This window comes from Vibrio sp. 10N.286.52.F8, assembly GCF_041468745.1.
Lineage (GTDB): Bacteria > Pseudomonadota > Gammaproteobacteria > Enterobacterales > Vibrionaceae > Vibrio > Vibrio crassostreae_C.
The window spans coordinates 12,691-29,781 of the sequence record NZ_JBFRJF010000054.1 but is presented as its reverse complement, the minus strand read 5'-3'; the positions used below and the strand labels follow the sequence as shown (position 1 = coordinate 29,781).

The window sequence follows — 17,091 nt, the reverse complement described above, 5'->3', positions numbered from 1 at the left end:
TGTCGCCTTTTTCGATGGCGTCTACAACCTGCAATTTAAAGCCTAGTGTGTAATCACGCTGAGTGCGCTTAACGTAGTGTTTATTTGGAATGGTCATCATTAGTCCTCAATGTGTAAACACATTTCAGGACGGGACATTCTTTAAACAGTAAAAAGCCAACGTTGATGCGTTGGCTTTTTTGATCGTGCTATATCTAAACCTGAAATTTGTTTACTGGAGGCCGAGTTGCTCTTTTAACGTCTTGAGATAGCGACGACTCACCGGGACTTCAAAGCCCGTCAGTGTGATGATCTCGGCTAATCCATTCTCTAGTAACTTGATCTCTTGGATCGATTTTATGTTGATCAAATATTGTCGATGGCAGCGGATCAAATCGGTCTTTTCTTCCAAGATCTTCAGGGTTAGTTGCGAGGTTGCTGTTTGTGATGAGCTACGAACATGCACGCCACTGATATCAGAATAGGCGCATTCAACCGTTTGGCTTGCCATGATCACAATGCGGTTATGACCAATACACGGAATCTGCTCTAAGTGGCAGGGAGCAATCGCAGAGATGTCTTGTGCTGGCGCTTTCTGATTCTGCTTGATGACCTTATTCAGACGGCAAACACTCTTGTTTAATCGACAAGGTTCGACGGGTTTGAGTAGGTAGTCAAAGGCATTGTCTTCAAAGGCTTGAATCGCATATTGATCGTAGGCGGTCACAAACACCACATAAGGCATGGTTTCCGGGTCAAGCATGCTCAGCAATTCAATCCCAGTAACCTGAGGCATTTGAATGTCCAAATACACCACGTCAGGCTTGAGAAGGTTGATTTGCTTTAGCCCTTCAATTGCATTACTCGCTTGGCCAATGACTTCCACTTCTCCTGTTTCAGTCAGCAGCTCAATCAACTCTTCGCGAGCAAAAAGCTCATCATCGACAACTAGTGCTTTTAACATCCTACAATCTTCATCTTGATTCTATCCCTGCTTGTTTCTATATATGTCTTCTAAATATGCTTACCGAGAAGCTATCACCCACGAAAAGACCGTTATTTTAGTATAGGTATGATAAAGCTCATTCGAGTAAATTGCTGTGGTTGAGATTCTATTTTTAGTGCTGAGTCTTGTCCAAAGAAATTAGTGAGTCGTTTATCAACAATCTCCATACCTAATCCGACATGATCTTGAGATGGTTTCTGATAGTTGCCTGCATTGTCTTCGACGATCAGTTTGAATCCACCTCCGAAAGGTTCGCTGTAGATCTTTACTGTGCCACCTTCCAACATATTAGATATCCCATGTTTGATGGCGTTTTCTACCAGCGGTTGCAGGGTAAAGCTCGGCAATTGAGATTCATATAACTGCGGGTCGATATCCCATTCCACTTCTAGTCGATCGGTAAAGCGTGCTTTCTCTATGGTCAGGTAAGCGTTGACGTGTGCCAGTTCGTCTTTGAGCTTCACGGTGTTGATGTTCTGCTTTAGGTTGCTTCTAAAGAAGTGAGACAGGTGTTGAATCAACTCTCGAGCTTTATCTGGGTCACGACGTGTTACTGCGCTGATAGTATTAAGCGCATTGAACAAGAAGTGCGGGTTCACTTGAGCGTGCAGCAGTTTGATTTCTGCTTGTGTCAGTAGCGTTTGCTGCTGCTGGTAGTTGCTAAATAGGATCTGGCTCGATAATAGTTGAGCGATACCTTCACCCATCGACATATTGATAGTTGAGAATAGTTTCAGCTTTGGCTCATAGAGCTTGATGGTGCCGACCACTTCGTTACCCGCGCGCAATGGAATAATCAACGCAGAACCCAATTTACAATCCTGCGACAAGGAGCATTGGTATGGGTTCTCTTTGCCATCAAGGTAGATGATGTCGTTCTGTTCCATCGAAGTGAGCGTGCTTTGCGATGAAATCGGGGTGTTCGGAATATGGTGTTCATCACCAATACCAACGAACGCGAGGATTTTCTCTCGGTCGGTAATCGCTACCGCCCCTACGTTGGTCTCTTCATAAACGATACGTACGATTTTTTGTGCGTTATCGGAATTGAACCCACCATGCAAAATACCCACCGAACGTTCGGCAATGGTCAGTGCGCGGCGTGAGAAGGTAGCCGAGTACTTTTCGAAGATGGTTTTTCTGTCTTGGATGATGCTCATGAACAGTGCTGCACCGACCGAGTTAGCGATGATCATTGGCGCCGCAATATCGGAGACCAGAGCATAGGATTGTTCGAAGGGTTTTGCGACTGCGAGCAGAATCAGCATCTGAATGATCTCTGCAAACAGGGTTACCGAGAAAACCACTAACGGATTAAACAGTTGGCTGGCTTTGTTCTTTCTCACGAGATAAACGTGTAACAGGCCGCCAATCAAGCCTTCTGCTGTGGTTGAAATCGCACAAGCCAAGTCTGTGAAGCCGCCTAATGAGTAACGGTGAATTCCACCAGTAAAGCCGACGGCAAAGCCAACGACAGGGCCGCCAAACAGACCTCCCATTACCGCACCCATCGCACGCGTGTTGGCGATGGCATCATTGATCTGCAGTCCGAAATAGGTACCCATAATGCAGAACAGGGAAAACAGAACGTAGCAGCTGATCTTATGGCTTAAGCGAGATGAGATGCTCAACAAAGGGAGAATCAGTGGGGTTTTACTCAGCATGTAAGCAATCACTAAGTAGACGCAGGTTTGTTGCAGCAGAGAGAGAATGAGTTCCATATTTTCACCTATTGAGACGCTTGTTAAGTGTAAAGCTCATTGCTTGGTAACGGTAGCTTTGCTTGTGTTTTCGTAGGTTATATTCGCTTCCCAGAGTCGAAAGCACTAACGCCTGAAAACACTAAAGCCCATCACAGTGGACGGGCTTTAGTCTTAGATTCCACGAATCACTGAGTGATTACGGGAGCAAGCGAAGTTGTGTTTGGCTGTTCTTTTGTCTCTTTCTCTGAAGATTGGTCTCTTGTTCCCAAGAGCCTTAAAGAACTAGGCTGTTTTGGTAACGCCTTTTGCTTCTTTCTCTTCTTCATCAGCTAGGTCGATATCGCCTTTGCCTTTTGAAATTTTAATAACGTAAGCCGCAACACCTAGCGCACTCACCACACCAATGATGGTTGAGATTTGCATTGGTAGACCGAAGCCCAGTTGGCTGTTGTTCAGGATGAATGTGATACACACAGACGTCATGAAGATAGCTGGAACTGTTGTTACCCAGTGCAGTTTGTTGTGGCGAAGTAGGTAAGCTGAAGCTGTCCACAGCATCATTACGGCTGTTGATTGGTTAGCAAAACCGAAGTAGCGCCAGATGATACCGAAATCAACTTGAGTCAGGATGCCACCGATAACGAACAGTGGTAACGCCATTAGTAGACGGTTACGCAGTGTTTTCTGTTCCATGTTGAAGTATTCAGCAAGGATAAGACGGCTTGAACGGAACGCTGTGTCACCAGAAGTGATTGGTAGGATAACCACGCCAAGGAAAGCAAGGATACCGCCAAATACACCCAGTAGACCAAATGAAGCGCTGTATACCACGTTACCTGGGCCGCCGTTTGCAATTGCGTCAGACAGAGACTCAACCGAACCGAAGAAAGACAGAGCAAGTGCACACCAGATTAGAGCGATGATGCCTTCACCAATCATTGCGCCGTAGAATACGAAGCGACCGTTCTTCTCGTTTTCCATACAACGCGCCATCAGAGGAGACTGAGTGGCGTGGAAGCCAGAGATAGCACCACATGCGATAGTGATGAAGAGAGCAGGCCAAAGTGGTAGGTCATTCGGGTTCATGTTGGTGAACATGTCGCTGATCTCAAAGCCCCCCATGATTTGGTGTTCGTCAGATAGACCAATCGCAGTGATTAGGCCAACAGACATAAAGATAAGCAGTGCACCGAACAGTGGGTAGAAGCGACCAATGATTTTATCGACAGGGACAATCGTTGCGATGATGTAGTAAGCAAAGATGATAACAACCATCGTAGTTGCAGACATCGCGAAATCAGTTTGGTCGTTCACTAGGTTAGTGATCATACCTGCTGGAGCAGATACGAATACCACACCAACAAGAAGCAGTAGAACAATGGCAAAGATGTTCATAAAGTGTTTTGCGCCATTGCCTAGGTAACGTCCAGTGATGGTTGGAACCGAAGCTCCGCCATTACGGATAGATAACATACCTGAGAAGTAGTCGTGTACTGCACCTGCGAAGATACAACCTAGAACGATCCAAAGCATTGCTGCTGGACCATAAAGGGCACCCATGATAGGGCCGAAGATTGGACCTACACCTGCGATGTTAAGCAGCTGAACTAGGTAAACCTTTGGTGTCGACATTGGAACGTAGTCCACGCCATCTTGCTTAGTGTGAGCAGGTGTTTGGCGTTTTTCATTGATACCGAAAATCTTCTCGATAAAGGTACCGTAAATAAAGTAGCCACCAATGAGTGCTGCGACACAGGTAAGAAACCACATCATAATTTGTTATCCCTGAATGTATTAATTAAGTCAGGGTGTATATTAAAGGAGTCGATGAGAAGAAACTTCCGCTACGAGAGTGAGTGGTCGAATAGCCAATTTAGCGGTGTTATAACTGATTTAGTGGTTTGTTCACTGTGCTGAGTGGCCGATATTTCTATCGAGAGGCCTATTAGCTCTATAGAGAGGTTGTTTGAGTTGGCTTAACGGCGACTATTGATTCTGAGTGGTCGGAATGAACCTAAAGTGGCGAACATTAGACAATAAGTGGACATCGATAGGCGTTCAGCGGAGAATCACCACAAAGGCAGCGCTTCGTCAGAAAGTGGTGAAGTAACAATATAAAGGATTGAAATGAAAAAAATAATCGTACTATTCGCCGTGGCATTTAGCCTTGCAGGATGCAGCGCCAATGTTCAAGATTTAGCAGCTGAAGGCAATTGGCAAGAGATTGGCTATCGTGATGGTATCAAAGGCCACACTCAGCGTTCGTATTCAGAGATGACTGAGCTTGGCGCAGTCGATCAAGCGAGTTACACAGAAGGTTATCACCTAGGTGTGACTGAATATTGTAATCCGAACCATGCTTATCAGATTGGTTTATCTGGTCAGGTGTATGAAGGCGTGTGTTCTGGTACGGAAGACGCTCAACGTTTCCGTATGGAATGGCAACGCGGCTGGGACGAGTTCTCAAACGACTATTAAGCCCAAGCAAGCTAGCCATAAAAAATTAAAACTAAAAAAAGACCAGTACCGCGTGTGTGCTGGTCTTTTTGTATGTCGTTGAAGTAGCTGTCTAAATGAGAAGCTACAAGCCAAATTAAGATTACTGATTATTCTCGACGGCTTTTCTCAAGAAGCCATTTTGCTTATCAAGCTGAGCCTTGGCTAACTCTAAATCTAGCCCTGTTAGAATCATCAAAATAGATAACTTCACATCGTAATCAGTCGCTTTAAGTGTCGACACCGCCAGTGCTTTATCGCACTCCGTTGCTTGGATAACGATACGAGCGGCGCGGGCAACCAACTTTTCATTGGTCGCTTTTACGTCGACCATAAGGTTTTGGTAGCTCTTACCAATGCGAATCATGCTGGCAGTGGTCAGCATATTAAGCACCAGCTTTTGTGCTGTACCTGATTTGAGTCGTGTTGAACCAGTCAATGCTTCTGGGCCAACCACCGGGCTAATTGCGATTTGAGCGATTTCAGCAATTGGAGAGTCAGGGTTACAAGATAATGCAACCGTTACTGCGCCAAGCTGATTGGCATAGTTGAGTGCACCAATCACGTAAGGTGTGCGACCGCTCGCAGCAATACCTACCACGACATCATTTTCTGAAAACTGAATCGCTTTCAGATCTTCAATGCCGAGAGTTAGCGAGTCTTCTGCACCTTCTTTGGCTTTTAAAATCGCCTCTGGTCCGCCTGCAATTAAGCCGATAACCATTTTGTCCGAAACACCGAAAGTCGGTGGGCATTCTGAGGCGTCTAACACACCTAATCGACCACTGGTGCCTGCGCCCATATAAATCAGTCGACCACCGTTTTGAAAGACATGAGCAATTTTATCGACCGCTTTCGCGATCTGTGGCAGTTCCGCTTCAATCGCCAGCGGGACTTGCTTGTCTTGTTGGTTAATCTTTTCAACCACTTCGAGAGAGGTGAGCAGATCAATATCCATAGTGTCAGGGTTTCTCCCCTCCGAAACGAGGTGCGAGAGCGCTGATATGAGAGCGTCGTTACTCATAATGATCCTTAAATGGTGATTCTAAAATGATGGTTCTAAAGTTGTTTAGTCAGCACGATAGAGAACGCCTAGAGAGGCCGCTCTGCTTGCGCCAGTCACTTCTGGTAAATTGCTTGGCAGTTGATGAATATGACGTTGAGCAAGCCACGCAAAAGCCATCGCTTCCATGTAATCGGCGTCCACGCCTTTACTGGTGGTTGAGTCAACCTCCCAACTTGGAAGCAATTCAGACAGTCTCTTCATCAACAATGGGTTTCTTGTACCACCGCCACACACATACAGTGCAGGCTGGTTACCCAAGCGATAAGTCTCCACTTCATTGGCTATCGTCAATGCGGTGTATTCACAAAGCGTGCGCTGAACATCTTCTACTGCAAGATCTTTAAATTCTGTTAATTGTTGCTCTAGCCAAGGTAGGTTGAATAGTTCTCTACCAGTACTTTTCGGTGGCATTTGAGATAGATAAGACTCATTTAACAACTGTTCGAGTAAAGCTTGATTGAGTTGACCTTTAAGCGCAAATTGCGCATCACGGTCAAACTTCTCACCCGTGTGTTTATCAACCCAAGCGTCCATCAACATATTGCCCGGACCTGTATCATAACCAAGCGTTGGCTGATTAGGGCGCAGCACTGAAATATTCGAGATACCACCAATATTCAACACCACAACCGAGCTGTCTTGCGGGTGGAAAATCGTATGGTGGAAGGCGGGGACTAATGGCGCACCTTGTCCGCCTAATGCCATGTCTTTACGCCTGAAATCGGCAACCGTTTGAATCTGTGTTTTAGCGGCAATGATGTTGGCATCACCCAACTGCATGGTAAATGGAGATTCGCCGCTTGGCTGGTGGAATACCGTTTGACCATGATTACCAATCGCAGTCACAGAAGATGCAGGTGTACCTGACTTTTCGAGAAGTTGCAAAACCGCATCGCCAAACAGATGGCCAAGCTGGTGGTCGAGTTCTCCAATGGCAATTAAATCGGTTTTCTGACCAATACAAACTTCAAGCAGACGCACTTTGAGGTCGTCAGGCATTGGGAACTCATCATGAGCAAGCAATGTGATGCGCGTATCTTCAATCGACACTAAGGCAGTATCAACACCGTCCATACTCGTCCCTGACATCACACCGATATACAGTTCTTTATGATCCATTTCTAAGCTCTTGCACTGCATTCTTAAAGTCTTCCACAGATTGGTTTAAAAACATTGTAAAGCAAATTTAAAGAGAATAATCTCGGGAAGTTTATGAAATTAGGTTTAATAAGGGATAAATATGGGACCGTTGTGGGTTGATGTTGCAGGCTACGAGCTGACAGCTGAAGACAGAGAAATTTTAGATCACCCAACTGTTGGTGGTCTCATCTTATTTGCTCGAAACTACCACGATAGCAAACAGTTATCGGCGTTAAACAAAGAAATTCGTAAGGTAGCGAAACGTCCTATTTTGATTGGTGTTGACCAAGAAGGTGGTCGAGTTCAGCGTTTTCGTGACGGCTTTTCAATTATTCCTGCTGCTCAAGAATTCGCGACTAAGAATAATGGCGAACAGTTAGCAGAACAAGCGGGTTGGTTGATGGCGGCAGAATTGATTGCCCATGATATCGATCTGAGCTTTGCGCCAGTATTAGACAAAGGCCACGAGTGTAAAGCGATTGGTAGCCGAGCGTTTGGTGAAGATATTGATACCATTGTTCGTCATAGCAGCGCTTTCATCAAAGGCATGAAGTCGGTTGGCATGGCGACGACAGGCAAGCACTTCCCTGGACATGGTGGCGTGATTGCTGACTCACACTTAGAGACGCCATATGACCCTAGAGACGACATCTTCGAAACCGATATGGCAATCTTCAAGGCGCAAATTGAAGCTGGAATATTGGATGCCATGATGCCAGCTCACGTGGTTTTCTCTCACTATGATGATCAACCTGCGAGTGGTTCACAGTATTGGCTACAGAAAGTATTGAAGCAGCAGCTTGGGTTTAAAGGCTTGGTATTCTCTGACGATTTAACGATGGAAGGCGCTGCCATTATGGGCGGACCAGCCGACAGAGCGAAAGCGGCCTTGAATGCAGGTTGTGACATGGTGTTGATGTGTAATAAACGAGATGCACAAATTGAAGCTCTGGATCACTTAGCGATTCAAAAGGTGCCTTTAGCCAACTCATTGCTTAAAAAACACAGCTTTGATTTGTCGACACTTCACTCGGATGCTAGGTGGAAAGAGACCTCAGAGACGATTAAGCGAATGCTAGGCAGTGAGTGATAAATAAACACATAATAATTTTAGATAAGGCGATATGATAAATATCGCCTTTTTTGTATGTGTGATCCGTGGTTTAAACCTATTTATCTCTTAGAGTGAGTTAAATTTAATGTGTAAAATAAAATTTACAGCAAATGTTTTTTATTGTTTACACTTGCAATCGCTTTTTTAGCTGTTATTGTGTTTTTAAAGATTGTTAACCCAAATGGAAATGTTGGGTGTAAAAATAAATATACAGGTTGAGTTATGCAGAAAAGTGAATTAAGCAATGTCAATATCATCGACGAACAGGTACTGATTACTCCTGAGGAGTTAAAAGCAAAACTGCCTTTGAGTGATAATGCTCGTCGTTTCATTCAAGAGTCTCGTCAAACTATCGCAAACATCATTCATAAGAAAGATCATCGCATGCTTGTTGTATGTGGCCCATGTTCTATCCATGACATTGAAGCTGCGAAAGAGTACGCGAAACGCCTTAAAGCCTTATCTGAGCAACTTAGCGATCAACTGTATATTGTTATGCGTGTTTACTTTGAGAAACCTCGTACCACTGTAGGTTGGAAAGGTTTGATCAATGACCCGCATCTAGACGGCACTTTCGATATTGAGCATGGTCTGCATGTGGGTCGTGAGCTACTTGTTGAACTCGCTGAGATGGAAATTCCATTGGCGACTGAAGCATTAGATCCAATCAGCCCGCAATACCTAGCAGATACCTTCAGCTGGGCGGCAATTGGCGCACGTACGACTGAATCTCAAACTCACCGTGAGATGGCAAGTGGTCTTTCAATGCCAATCGGTTTTAAAAACGGTACCGATGGCAACCTAGGCACTGCAATCAATGCAATGCAGGCGGCTTCTTCTAGCCACCGTTTCATGGGTATCAGCCGCGAAGGTCAAGTTGCACTACTAACAACGCAAGGTAACCCAAATGGTCACGTGATTTTACGTGGCGGTAAGCAGACGAACTACGATTCAGTATCGGTACACGAATGTGAGCAAGAGCTAGGTAAATCTGGCTTAGAGGCCGCGCTAATGGTCGACTGTAGCCACGCGAACTCTCGTAAAGATTTCCGTCGCCAACCTTTAGTTGCAGAAGATGTGATTCACCAAATTCGTGAAGGCAACAAGTCGATTATCGGCCTGATGATTGAAAGCCATATTAACGAAGGAAATCAATCTTCGGATATACCTCTCAATGAGATGAAATACGGCGTTTCTATTACCGACGCGTGTATCAATTGGGATTCAACTGAGGCACTATTGAAACATGCACATACGGAATTAGTCCCGTTCTTAGAGAACCGCTTGAAAGGTTAGTCAGAGTTTAAATTTAAGTGCCTCATCTAATGGGGCATTTTAAGATCTGTTGCTAGCGAACCTACGTGATTGTGGGATGATAGATTGGCACGGGCTTATAGATTAGTAAGGAATAAAATGGCCGTTGAACTGAACGAATTACGCGACCAAATCGATGCTGTCGATAAACAAATGTTGGATTTACTGGCTCAACGCCTTGCTCTAGTAGAGAAAGTAGGCGAAGTAAAAAGTGAACATGGTTTACCTATTTATGTACCAGAACGTGAAGCTGCGATGCTGGCATCTCGTCGTCAAGAAGCCGAGAAAATAGGGGTTCCACCACAGTTAATCGAAGATATTTTGCGTCGTACTATGCGTGAGTCTTATGCCAGTGAGAAAGATTCTGGCTTTAAGTGTCTTAACCCAGAGTTACGTTCAGTGGTGATCGTTGGTGGTAATGGTCAACTTGGTGGCTTGTTTGGTCGTATGTTCAAACTGTCTGGCTACGAAGTGAAAGTCCTTGGCAGCCAAGATTGGGATACAGCCGATGAAATCTTGGATAATGCAGGACTTGTGGTTGTGACTGTTCCAATTCACTTAACTGAAGGTGTGATTGCGAAGCTAGGTCATCTACCAAGTGATTGTATTCTATGTGATTTGACGTCAATTAAATCTAAACCGCTGCAAGCAATGATGAACATGCACCAAGGCCCAGTGGTTGGATTGCACCCAATGTTTGGTCCTGATGTTCCAAGCCTTGCTAAGCAGGTGATTGTTTACAGTGATGGTCGTGGTTCTGAGAGCTACCAATGGCTACTGAATCAATTTGGTATTTGGGGCGCGAGCCTTTGCCAGATGGATGCAGCTGAACACGATCACGGCATGACCTTGATTCAAGCACTTCGTCACTTCACCTCTTTTGCTTACGGCTTACACCTGAGTAAAGAGAACCCGAATATTGATCAGCTTCTGAAGCTAAGCTCACCAATCTACCGACTTGAGATTGCGATGGTTGGTCGTCTATTTGCTCAAGACCCGAACTTGTACGGTGATATCATTCTGTCTTCGGATGAGAATATAGAGATGATTCGACGCTTCCATAGCTGTTTCGGAGAAGCGTTAGAAATCCTAGATGGCAAAGATAAGGCTAAGTTTGTTGAGAGCTTCAACCAAGTGAGTGATTGGTTTGGTGACTACTCACAACAATTCTTGCAAGAGAGCCAAAGTCTTCTAAAACAAGCACATGACTCGATTCATCGTGGTTAATACTGATTTGAAATCATAAAAAAGAGCGACCATCTGGTCGCTCTTTTTGTTTGTGCTGAACGCTATGAAAGCATTTGGCCTAGAGTAGGCTAAAAGCAATTAGATCATCATAGGCTAAACCAACAGGTCTTATCTATTAACAACTAGTTAGCCAGTAATAACTAGTTAGTCGTGATAGGTTTTTTGCTCTCTTCACTCGATACGGTGTCGATGGTCGAGCTAATGTAAGGCACGTTAGTCAGGTTGATCTGCAAGCGAACCACATTATCAATCAGTTGAACCAGTGGGCCCCACTTAACCTTTTTCTCTTTCTCGAACACGTAGTTGAAGTTTTCCGGTGTCCAATCCATCAAGTATTGAGGGTTCAGTGAACGACCAAGGAAGCGTACTTCATAATGCAAGTGTGGGCCGGTTGAGTTACCTGAATTACCACAGCTCGCGATGACATCGCCTTTACTCACAAACTGACCGCTACGTACCTTGAACTTCTGTAGGTGCGCATAAGAACTCATGAAACCAAACGAGTGACGCATAGTAATAAAGTTGCCGAAGCCTTTTTTACTTGGGCGTACCGTTTCAATGACTCCATCTGCGGGCGCGACAATATCTTCACCACGCTTACACGTTAAATCGATACCAGTATGTACATGGCGTTTCCCTGAAATAGGGTTAGTGCGGCTACCATAAGAAGAAGAGATACGTTGATAAGCCATCGGACTGTCGTTTGGAATCAAGCGAAACATTGTGGCTCTTACTGCTGAATCGACTGCAGCCGCATCAATGCGATCTTCTAAAGAAATATCATCGGTAAGCAGATCTTCATCAGCAAGACCCAGTACAGATTCCACATCGAATACACGCTTACCAAGTAGCTGAATCGTGCCTTCTTTCTCGGTCAGTGTTTGCGATAGCGAATGGTTGGTTTCTACTTGCTCAGCATAAAGAAACTCAGTTTGTTCTTTTTCAACAATCAGCGTTTCAATCAACTGTTGGGCATCACCCGCTTGTAGCGCGAGTTCTTGTTTACTCTCGAAGTGCATGTACGCCGCTCCGCCAATTAATAGCGGTACTGAAAAAATGGCAGTAGTGCAAATGAGCACAGCCTTACGGCCGAAGTAAAACGTCTGTTCCCCCTGACTAGAGGGAATAGTAATGGATAGTTTTTTAGACATGGTTCTGTATTAACTAAATGCTTCTAATAGAAAAAGGGTAATGGAGATGTCACTCACTACCTAAATCGGTAAGGTGTTCAATCTCTCTATAAAGCAGGTCATCGTCGCCAACATTAAGCCCAACAAGTCGCTTAAGATGGCTGATACTATCAATATCTAAATGCTCTATGCGTAAACGCATTGAGGTATTGATGGTAGAGACTATGGTTGCTTCTAATTGAATATTGATATCACTGTTTTCGAGTTTAAAGCTCACTTGAACAGAGACATCATGGCTAAGTTGTTTTGATTCATTGCATTGAATGAGTAAACCATGGAGTGATAAGTCTTGCACTGAGCCTGATACCTTTACTTGTCCTTGTGAGATCTCAGTCGGGACTTGATAAATAACTCGTGAAAATTGACGTCTTTCAACCATAAGTAATCTCTCTATATCGATGCATTACACGTAAGCCAGATATATCAAAGGCCGCTATTATCGCGGCCTTTGTTCAAAATACAAGCTTATTTACTTAGCTATACGCTTGTACTTGATACGGTGCGGTTCTGCCGCTTGTGCGCCTAGAGTCTGCTTAAGCCACTCAGTGTACTCAGTATAGTTACCTTCGTAGAAGTTAACTTGACCTTCATCACGGTAGTCTAAGATATGGGTCGCAATACGGTCAAGGAACCAACGGTCATGCGAGATAACCATTGCACAGCCAGGGAATTCAAGCAGTGCTTCTTCAAGAGCACGTAGCGTTTCAACGTCAAGGTCGTTGGTAGGCTCATCGAGTAGCAGTACGTTACCGCCCGTTTTTAGCAGTTTCGCTAAGTGAACACGGTTACGTTCACCACCAGAAAGCTCACCGATGATCTTCTGTTGGTCGTTGCCTTTAAAGTTGAAACGAGAACAGTAAGCACGCGCAGGGATTTCGAAGTTGTTGATCTTAATGATATCAGCGCCTTCAGAGATCTCTTGGAATACTGTCTTCGTGTCGTCCATGCTGTCACGGAACTGATCAACAGAAGCAAGCTTAACGGTTTCGCCTAGTTCAACTGTACCTGAATCTGGCTGTTCTGCGCCGCTTAGCATCTTGAATAGTGTTGATTTACCTGCACCGTTGGCACCAACGATACCGACGATTGCGCCCTTAGGCATGCTGAACGATAGGTCGTCGATAAGAACGCGATCACCAAACGACTTAGTCAGGTTGTTCACTTCAAGAACTTTGTCACCTAGACGCTCACCTGGCGGGATGAACAGTTCGTTAGTTTCGTTACGCTTCTGGTATTGGCCAGTTGTCAGTTCTTCAAAACGAGCCATACGAGCTTTAGACTTAGCTTGACGGCCTTTAGGGTTTTGACGAACCCATTCAAGTTCTTTCTCGATTGTCTTTTGACGTGCGCTTTCGCCCGCTTTTTCTTGCTTAAGACGCTCGTCTTTTTGCTCTAGCCAAGACGTGTAGTTACCTTCCCATGGGATACCTTCACCACGGTCAAGTTCTAGAATCCAGCCAGCTGCGTTGTCTAGGAAGTAACGGTCGTGGGTAATTGCCACAACAGTACCGCTGTAATCGACTAGGAAGTGCTCAAGCCAGGCTACTGATTCTGCATCCAAGTGGTTGGTTGGTTCATCAAGAAGCAGCATGTCTGGCTTTTCAAGAAGTAGACGACAGATAGCAACACGACGACGCTCACCACCTGATAGGAATTCAATTTTCGCATCCCACTCAGGAAGACGAAGTGCATCAGCAGCACGCTCTAGAGCAGTCTCTAAGTTGTGACCGTCTTTTGCTTGAATCAGTGCTTCTAGTTCGCCTTGCTCTTTAGCAAGTGCATCGAAATCTGCATCTGGTTCTGCGTACGCTGCGTAAACCGCATCAATACGCTTAAGTGCGTCAGCAACGTCAGAAACCGCTTCTTCTACGATTTCACGAACCGTTTTTGATTCGTCTAGTACAGGTTCTTGCGGTAGGTAACCTACTTTAAGACCTTGTTGTGCACGTGCTTCACCATCAATATCAGTATCAATACCAGCCATGATACGTAGTAGGGTAGATTTACCTGAACCATTTAGACCCAAAACACCGATTTTAGCGCCAGGAAAAAAGCTAAGAGAAATGTCTTTAAGAATTTGACGCTTAGGTGGAACAGTTTTGCTCACCCGAGACATGGTATATACGTATTCAGCCATTGCCGATCGATCCTAATTATTGTTCAAAATTGTCTGCTATTTTATACCAATATCCTCAAAGATGTTACTCCTAGGACAGAAAAGCCACTCTTGAACCAATCCTTACCTATTATTGTCACATTGGTCATTAAAACTATATTTAATGGGCTTCTGAGGCGAAGTGTTAAATATTAATAATATTTACACTCAAATCCTTTACATTTGATGTGATGTCGGGCGTAAATAGACTTCACGTATTCATACACGCACTAAGGAAAGAGCGAATGTTTTTCCGCATTGGTAATACGAAAATTGCTGTGGCTGCATCGGCAATTTTGTCTTCGGTTTCACTGGCTCCGGTCGCTATGGCTAGCAATGCATCCGAGCTTGAAATGCAGCGTGACGTTTATGACAAAGCGCAAGAGGTTTTAGACAGCCGTGATCTAAAAGCTTACTCCGCGCTGCGTAACAAAATTCAAACATACCCTTTAACACCTTACACCGATTATCGGGCCTTTCTGATTGGCTTAGGTGATCGCACACCTGCTGAGGTCGATGCTTTCATTGAAGAGAACAAGGCATTGCCTTTCTCCAATCGAATGCGCGCACCTTATTTGGACTCATTGGCTTCTCAAAAACAGTGGAAGACGATCCTTGAGTTTCAAACCAAAGAGCCTGTCGGTGAAAAATACCAATGTATTTATTATCGAGCGCATTACGAGCAAGGTAACCAAGAGCTTGCCTTTAAAGGAGCTAAACAACTTTGGTTGAGTGGTAGTGGTGTTGATGACGCTTGTGACCCTTTATTTAAAAGCTGGGATCAAGCTGGGCTAAGAACTGATGAGCTGATTCTGGATAGAATGCTGCTAGCGTTCGAGGGCCGTAACGGTAAGTTAATGAGCTATCTGATTAAGCAATTGGATCATGATGAGTCAATTGCTCAAGCGAAGCAGATGAAGGCGTTGTACAACAAGCCTGAAAATGTACTCGCGTTTGCTAAAAAACATCCAGCGAATGAATTCTACCAAGCTCAAACCGAGTTTGCTTTCGAGAAGCTAGCAAGGAAATCATCAAGCAGTGCTCAAAAGGTGTTTGATGATGTCATCAAGGCTCAGAAGTTTTCGAAAGAGAAATCTCAAGAGCTCGCTGATTACCTAACGTTTCGTCTGATCAACACCGACTCTGAAGAGTTAATGGTGTGGCGCGACAAAATGCTCGCGAGTTCATCAAAGCAAGTTCTGCTGGAACGACGTGCTCGCTTAGCAATTCAACATGCCGATTGGACGGGTTTGAAAGAGTGGATAGCGCGCTTGGATGATAAACATCAGGCTTCGCTTCGTTGGCAATATTGGCAGGGCAGAGCTGAAATCGCGACGGGCGATACTGACAAAGGCAATAAGCGACTGTCAGATATCTTGGGTCAGCGTAATTTCTACAGTGTGGCTGCGGCTAAGCAGTTAGGTAAGCCAGTTCAATATCCAACATCGACACTTAAATACAATGCTGAAACAGTGAAGCCATTCGACACCTCTTTGGTGCGTATTGGTGAACTGATTGACCGAGACAAAATTGCGGCAGCGAAAAGTGAATGGCGCTGGTTACTGACCAATGCAGATAAAGAGCAAAAAGAGATGCTTGCCGCTTACGCTGCGACACAGCGTTGGAATCACTTTACCGTAACAGCGAGTATCTCTGCGAAGATGTGGGATAACATTGCGCTGCGCTTCCCTGTTGCTCATAAGTGGTGGTTTAACTTCTACGCTGAAAAGCACGATCTCGATCCAATCACTTTGATGTCTTTAGCAAGACAAGAGAGTGCGATGGATTCAGAAGCTCGCTCTCCAGTTGGCGCGCGTGGCATTATGCAAATTATGCCCAAGACGGCGCAATACACAGCGAACAAACATAAGATTAAGTATCAGGGCAGCGATGATCTTTATGATGTCGGCAAAAACATTGAGATTGGCAGTCACTACTTAGATGGTTTACTCGCTCAATATGATGACAACCGTATCTTTGCGTTTGCGGCTTATAATGCTGGACCTAGCCGTGTGAAACAGTGGCGTTCACGCAGCGATGAAAAGCTCGATGCCTTTGCATTTATCGAAATGATCCCATTCAAAGAGACACGTGGCTACGTTCAGAATATCTTGATGTTTGAGACCTACTATCGAGATATCTTGGGTGAGAAAGGGACGTTTTTAGCGCCCCATGAGGCAAAAACGAAATACTAAGCCTTCGGCATTTGGCCCGAAACTGAGTAAGAATAAAGGCAGTGAGTGCGAACCATTTCCACTTACTGCCTTTTTACATTGGATCGCATCAAGTGTTTCGGTATAAAGTGTTAAACGCTTTCAATCGTTAAGCGACTCTTTAAAGTCAGAATTTAAAAGTAAGTGTAGAGATATGGCATCACAACCTGAATATGATAATTGGCAACAACTGATGGACTTGGTAAAGACGGCTGTCGAAAAAGATCAGCACGAGCTGTTGTTGACTATGATGATGACACCAGACGAGCGAGATGCTCTGGTTGCTCGAATTAATATCTTCTGTGAGCTGATGAAAGGCGATATGTCTCAACGACAGGTGAGTCAAATGCTGGGCGTAGGCGTAGCGACGATAACCAGAGGCTCAAATGAGCTAAAGGCCAAATCTGAGCAAGAGAAAGTCGTGATCGCCGACCTATTGCTAAAGTAATAATGGAATTAAGCTATCA

General features: G+C 44.8%; 14 protein-coding genes. 6 read left to right on the top strand and 8 right to left on the bottom strand.

Annotation, left to right across the window (positions count from 1 at the left end):
- Positions 1-211: 211 nt before the first annotated feature.
- The 3 genes from btsR to AB4133_RS21370 form a co-directional block, all read right to left on the bottom strand.
- Positions 212-943: a two-component system response regulator BtsR gene (btsR, locus tag AB4133_RS21380; protein ID WP_132744213.1), complete on the bottom strand. Its 732-nt coding sequence runs from the start codon at positions 941-943 to the stop codon at positions 212-214.
- Between the two features lie 92 nt (positions 944-1,035).
- Positions 1,036-2,706 carry a LytS/YhcK type 5TM receptor domain-containing protein gene (locus AB4133_RS21375; protein ID WP_372117836.1) on the bottom strand — a complete coding sequence of 557 codons (1,671 nt, stop codon included), beginning with the start codon at positions 2,704-2,706 and terminating at the stop codon, positions 1,036-1,038.
- 264 nt (positions 2,707-2,970) lie between these two features.
- Entirely contained in the window at positions 2,971-4,461 is a 1,491-nt protein-coding gene (locus AB4133_RS21370) for a carbon starvation protein A (protein WP_017062863.1), read from the bottom strand.
- 354 nt (positions 4,462-4,815) lie between these two features.
- Here AB4133_RS21370 and AB4133_RS21365 point away from each other — a divergent pair, with 354 nt between their 5' ends.
- Positions 4,816-5,166, top strand: a complete 351-nt coding sequence (locus AB4133_RS21365) for a DUF2799 domain-containing protein (protein ID WP_017059350.1) — start codon at positions 4,816-4,818, stop codon at positions 5,164-5,166.
- Positions 5,167-5,287: 121 nt separating this feature from the next.
- On the opposite strand, the gene murQ is transcribed toward AB4133_RS21365, so the two are convergent.
- Entirely contained in the window at positions 5,288-6,208 is a 921-nt protein-coding gene (murQ, locus tag AB4133_RS21360; protein WP_032545650.1) for an N-acetylmuramic acid 6-phosphate etherase, read from the bottom strand.
- 45 nt (positions 6,209-6,253) lie between these two features.
- A complete protein-coding gene (locus AB4133_RS21355; RefSeq protein WP_372225687.1) occupies positions 6,254-7,369 on the bottom strand; it encodes an anhydro-N-acetylmuramic acid kinase in 1,116 nt (371 codons plus the stop codon).
- 121 nt (positions 7,370-7,490) lie between these two features.
- Between AB4133_RS21355 and nagZ the strand changes: the two genes are divergently transcribed.
- From nagZ to tyrA, 3 genes are all read left to right on the top strand, one after another.
- Entirely contained in the window at positions 7,491-8,480 is a 990-nt protein-coding gene (nagZ, locus tag AB4133_RS21350; protein WP_372225684.1) for a beta-N-acetylhexosaminidase, read from the top strand.
- 246 nt (positions 8,481-8,726) lie between these two features.
- Positions 8,727-9,800, top strand: a complete 1,074-nt coding sequence (locus AB4133_RS21345; protein ID WP_017059354.1) for a 3-deoxy-7-phosphoheptulonate synthase — start codon at positions 8,727-8,729, stop codon at positions 9,798-9,800.
- Between the two features lie 117 nt (positions 9,801-9,917).
- The gene (gene tyrA, locus AB4133_RS21340) at positions 9,918-11,045 is read left to right on the top strand and encodes a bifunctional chorismate mutase/prephenate dehydrogenase (RefSeq protein WP_372225681.1); all 1,128 of its coding nucleotides are present in this window, start codon (positions 9,918-9,920) and stop codon (positions 11,043-11,045) included.
- Positions 11,046-11,206: 161 nt separating this feature from the next.
- Here the strand turns inward: tyrA and AB4133_RS21335 are convergent, their stop codons facing one another.
- From AB4133_RS21335 to ettA, 3 genes are all read right to left on the bottom strand, one after another.
- The gene (locus AB4133_RS21335; RefSeq protein ID WP_372225679.1) at positions 11,207-12,217 is read right to left on the bottom strand and encodes a M23 family metallopeptidase; all 1,011 of its coding nucleotides are present in this window, start codon (positions 12,215-12,217) and stop codon (positions 11,207-11,209) included.
- Between the two features lie 49 nt (positions 12,218-12,266).
- The gene (locus tag AB4133_RS21330) at positions 12,267-12,635 is read right to left on the bottom strand and encodes a PilZ domain-containing protein (protein ID WP_372225677.1); all 369 of its coding nucleotides are present in this window, start codon (positions 12,633-12,635) and stop codon (positions 12,267-12,269) included.
- A 90-nt stretch (positions 12,636-12,725) separates the two neighbouring features.
- A complete protein-coding gene (gene ettA, locus AB4133_RS21325; protein WP_372225674.1) occupies positions 12,726-14,393 on the bottom strand; it encodes an energy-dependent translational throttle protein EttA in 1,668 nt (555 codons plus the stop codon).
- 263 nt (positions 14,394-14,656) lie between these two features.
- Between ettA and sltY the strand changes: the two genes are divergently transcribed.
- A complete protein-coding gene (gene sltY / locus AB4133_RS21320) occupies positions 14,657-16,606 on the top strand; it encodes a murein transglycosylase (protein WP_102321444.1) in 1,950 nt (649 codons plus the stop codon).
- A 172-nt stretch (positions 16,607-16,778) separates the two neighbouring features.
- Positions 16,779-17,072 (top strand): trp operon repressor, encoded by a 294-nt coding sequence (gene trpR / locus AB4133_RS21315; protein ID WP_017059358.1) that lies wholly within the window; start codon positions 16,779-16,781, stop codon positions 17,070-17,072.
- The last annotated feature ends 19 nt before the right edge of the window (positions 17,073-17,091 follow it).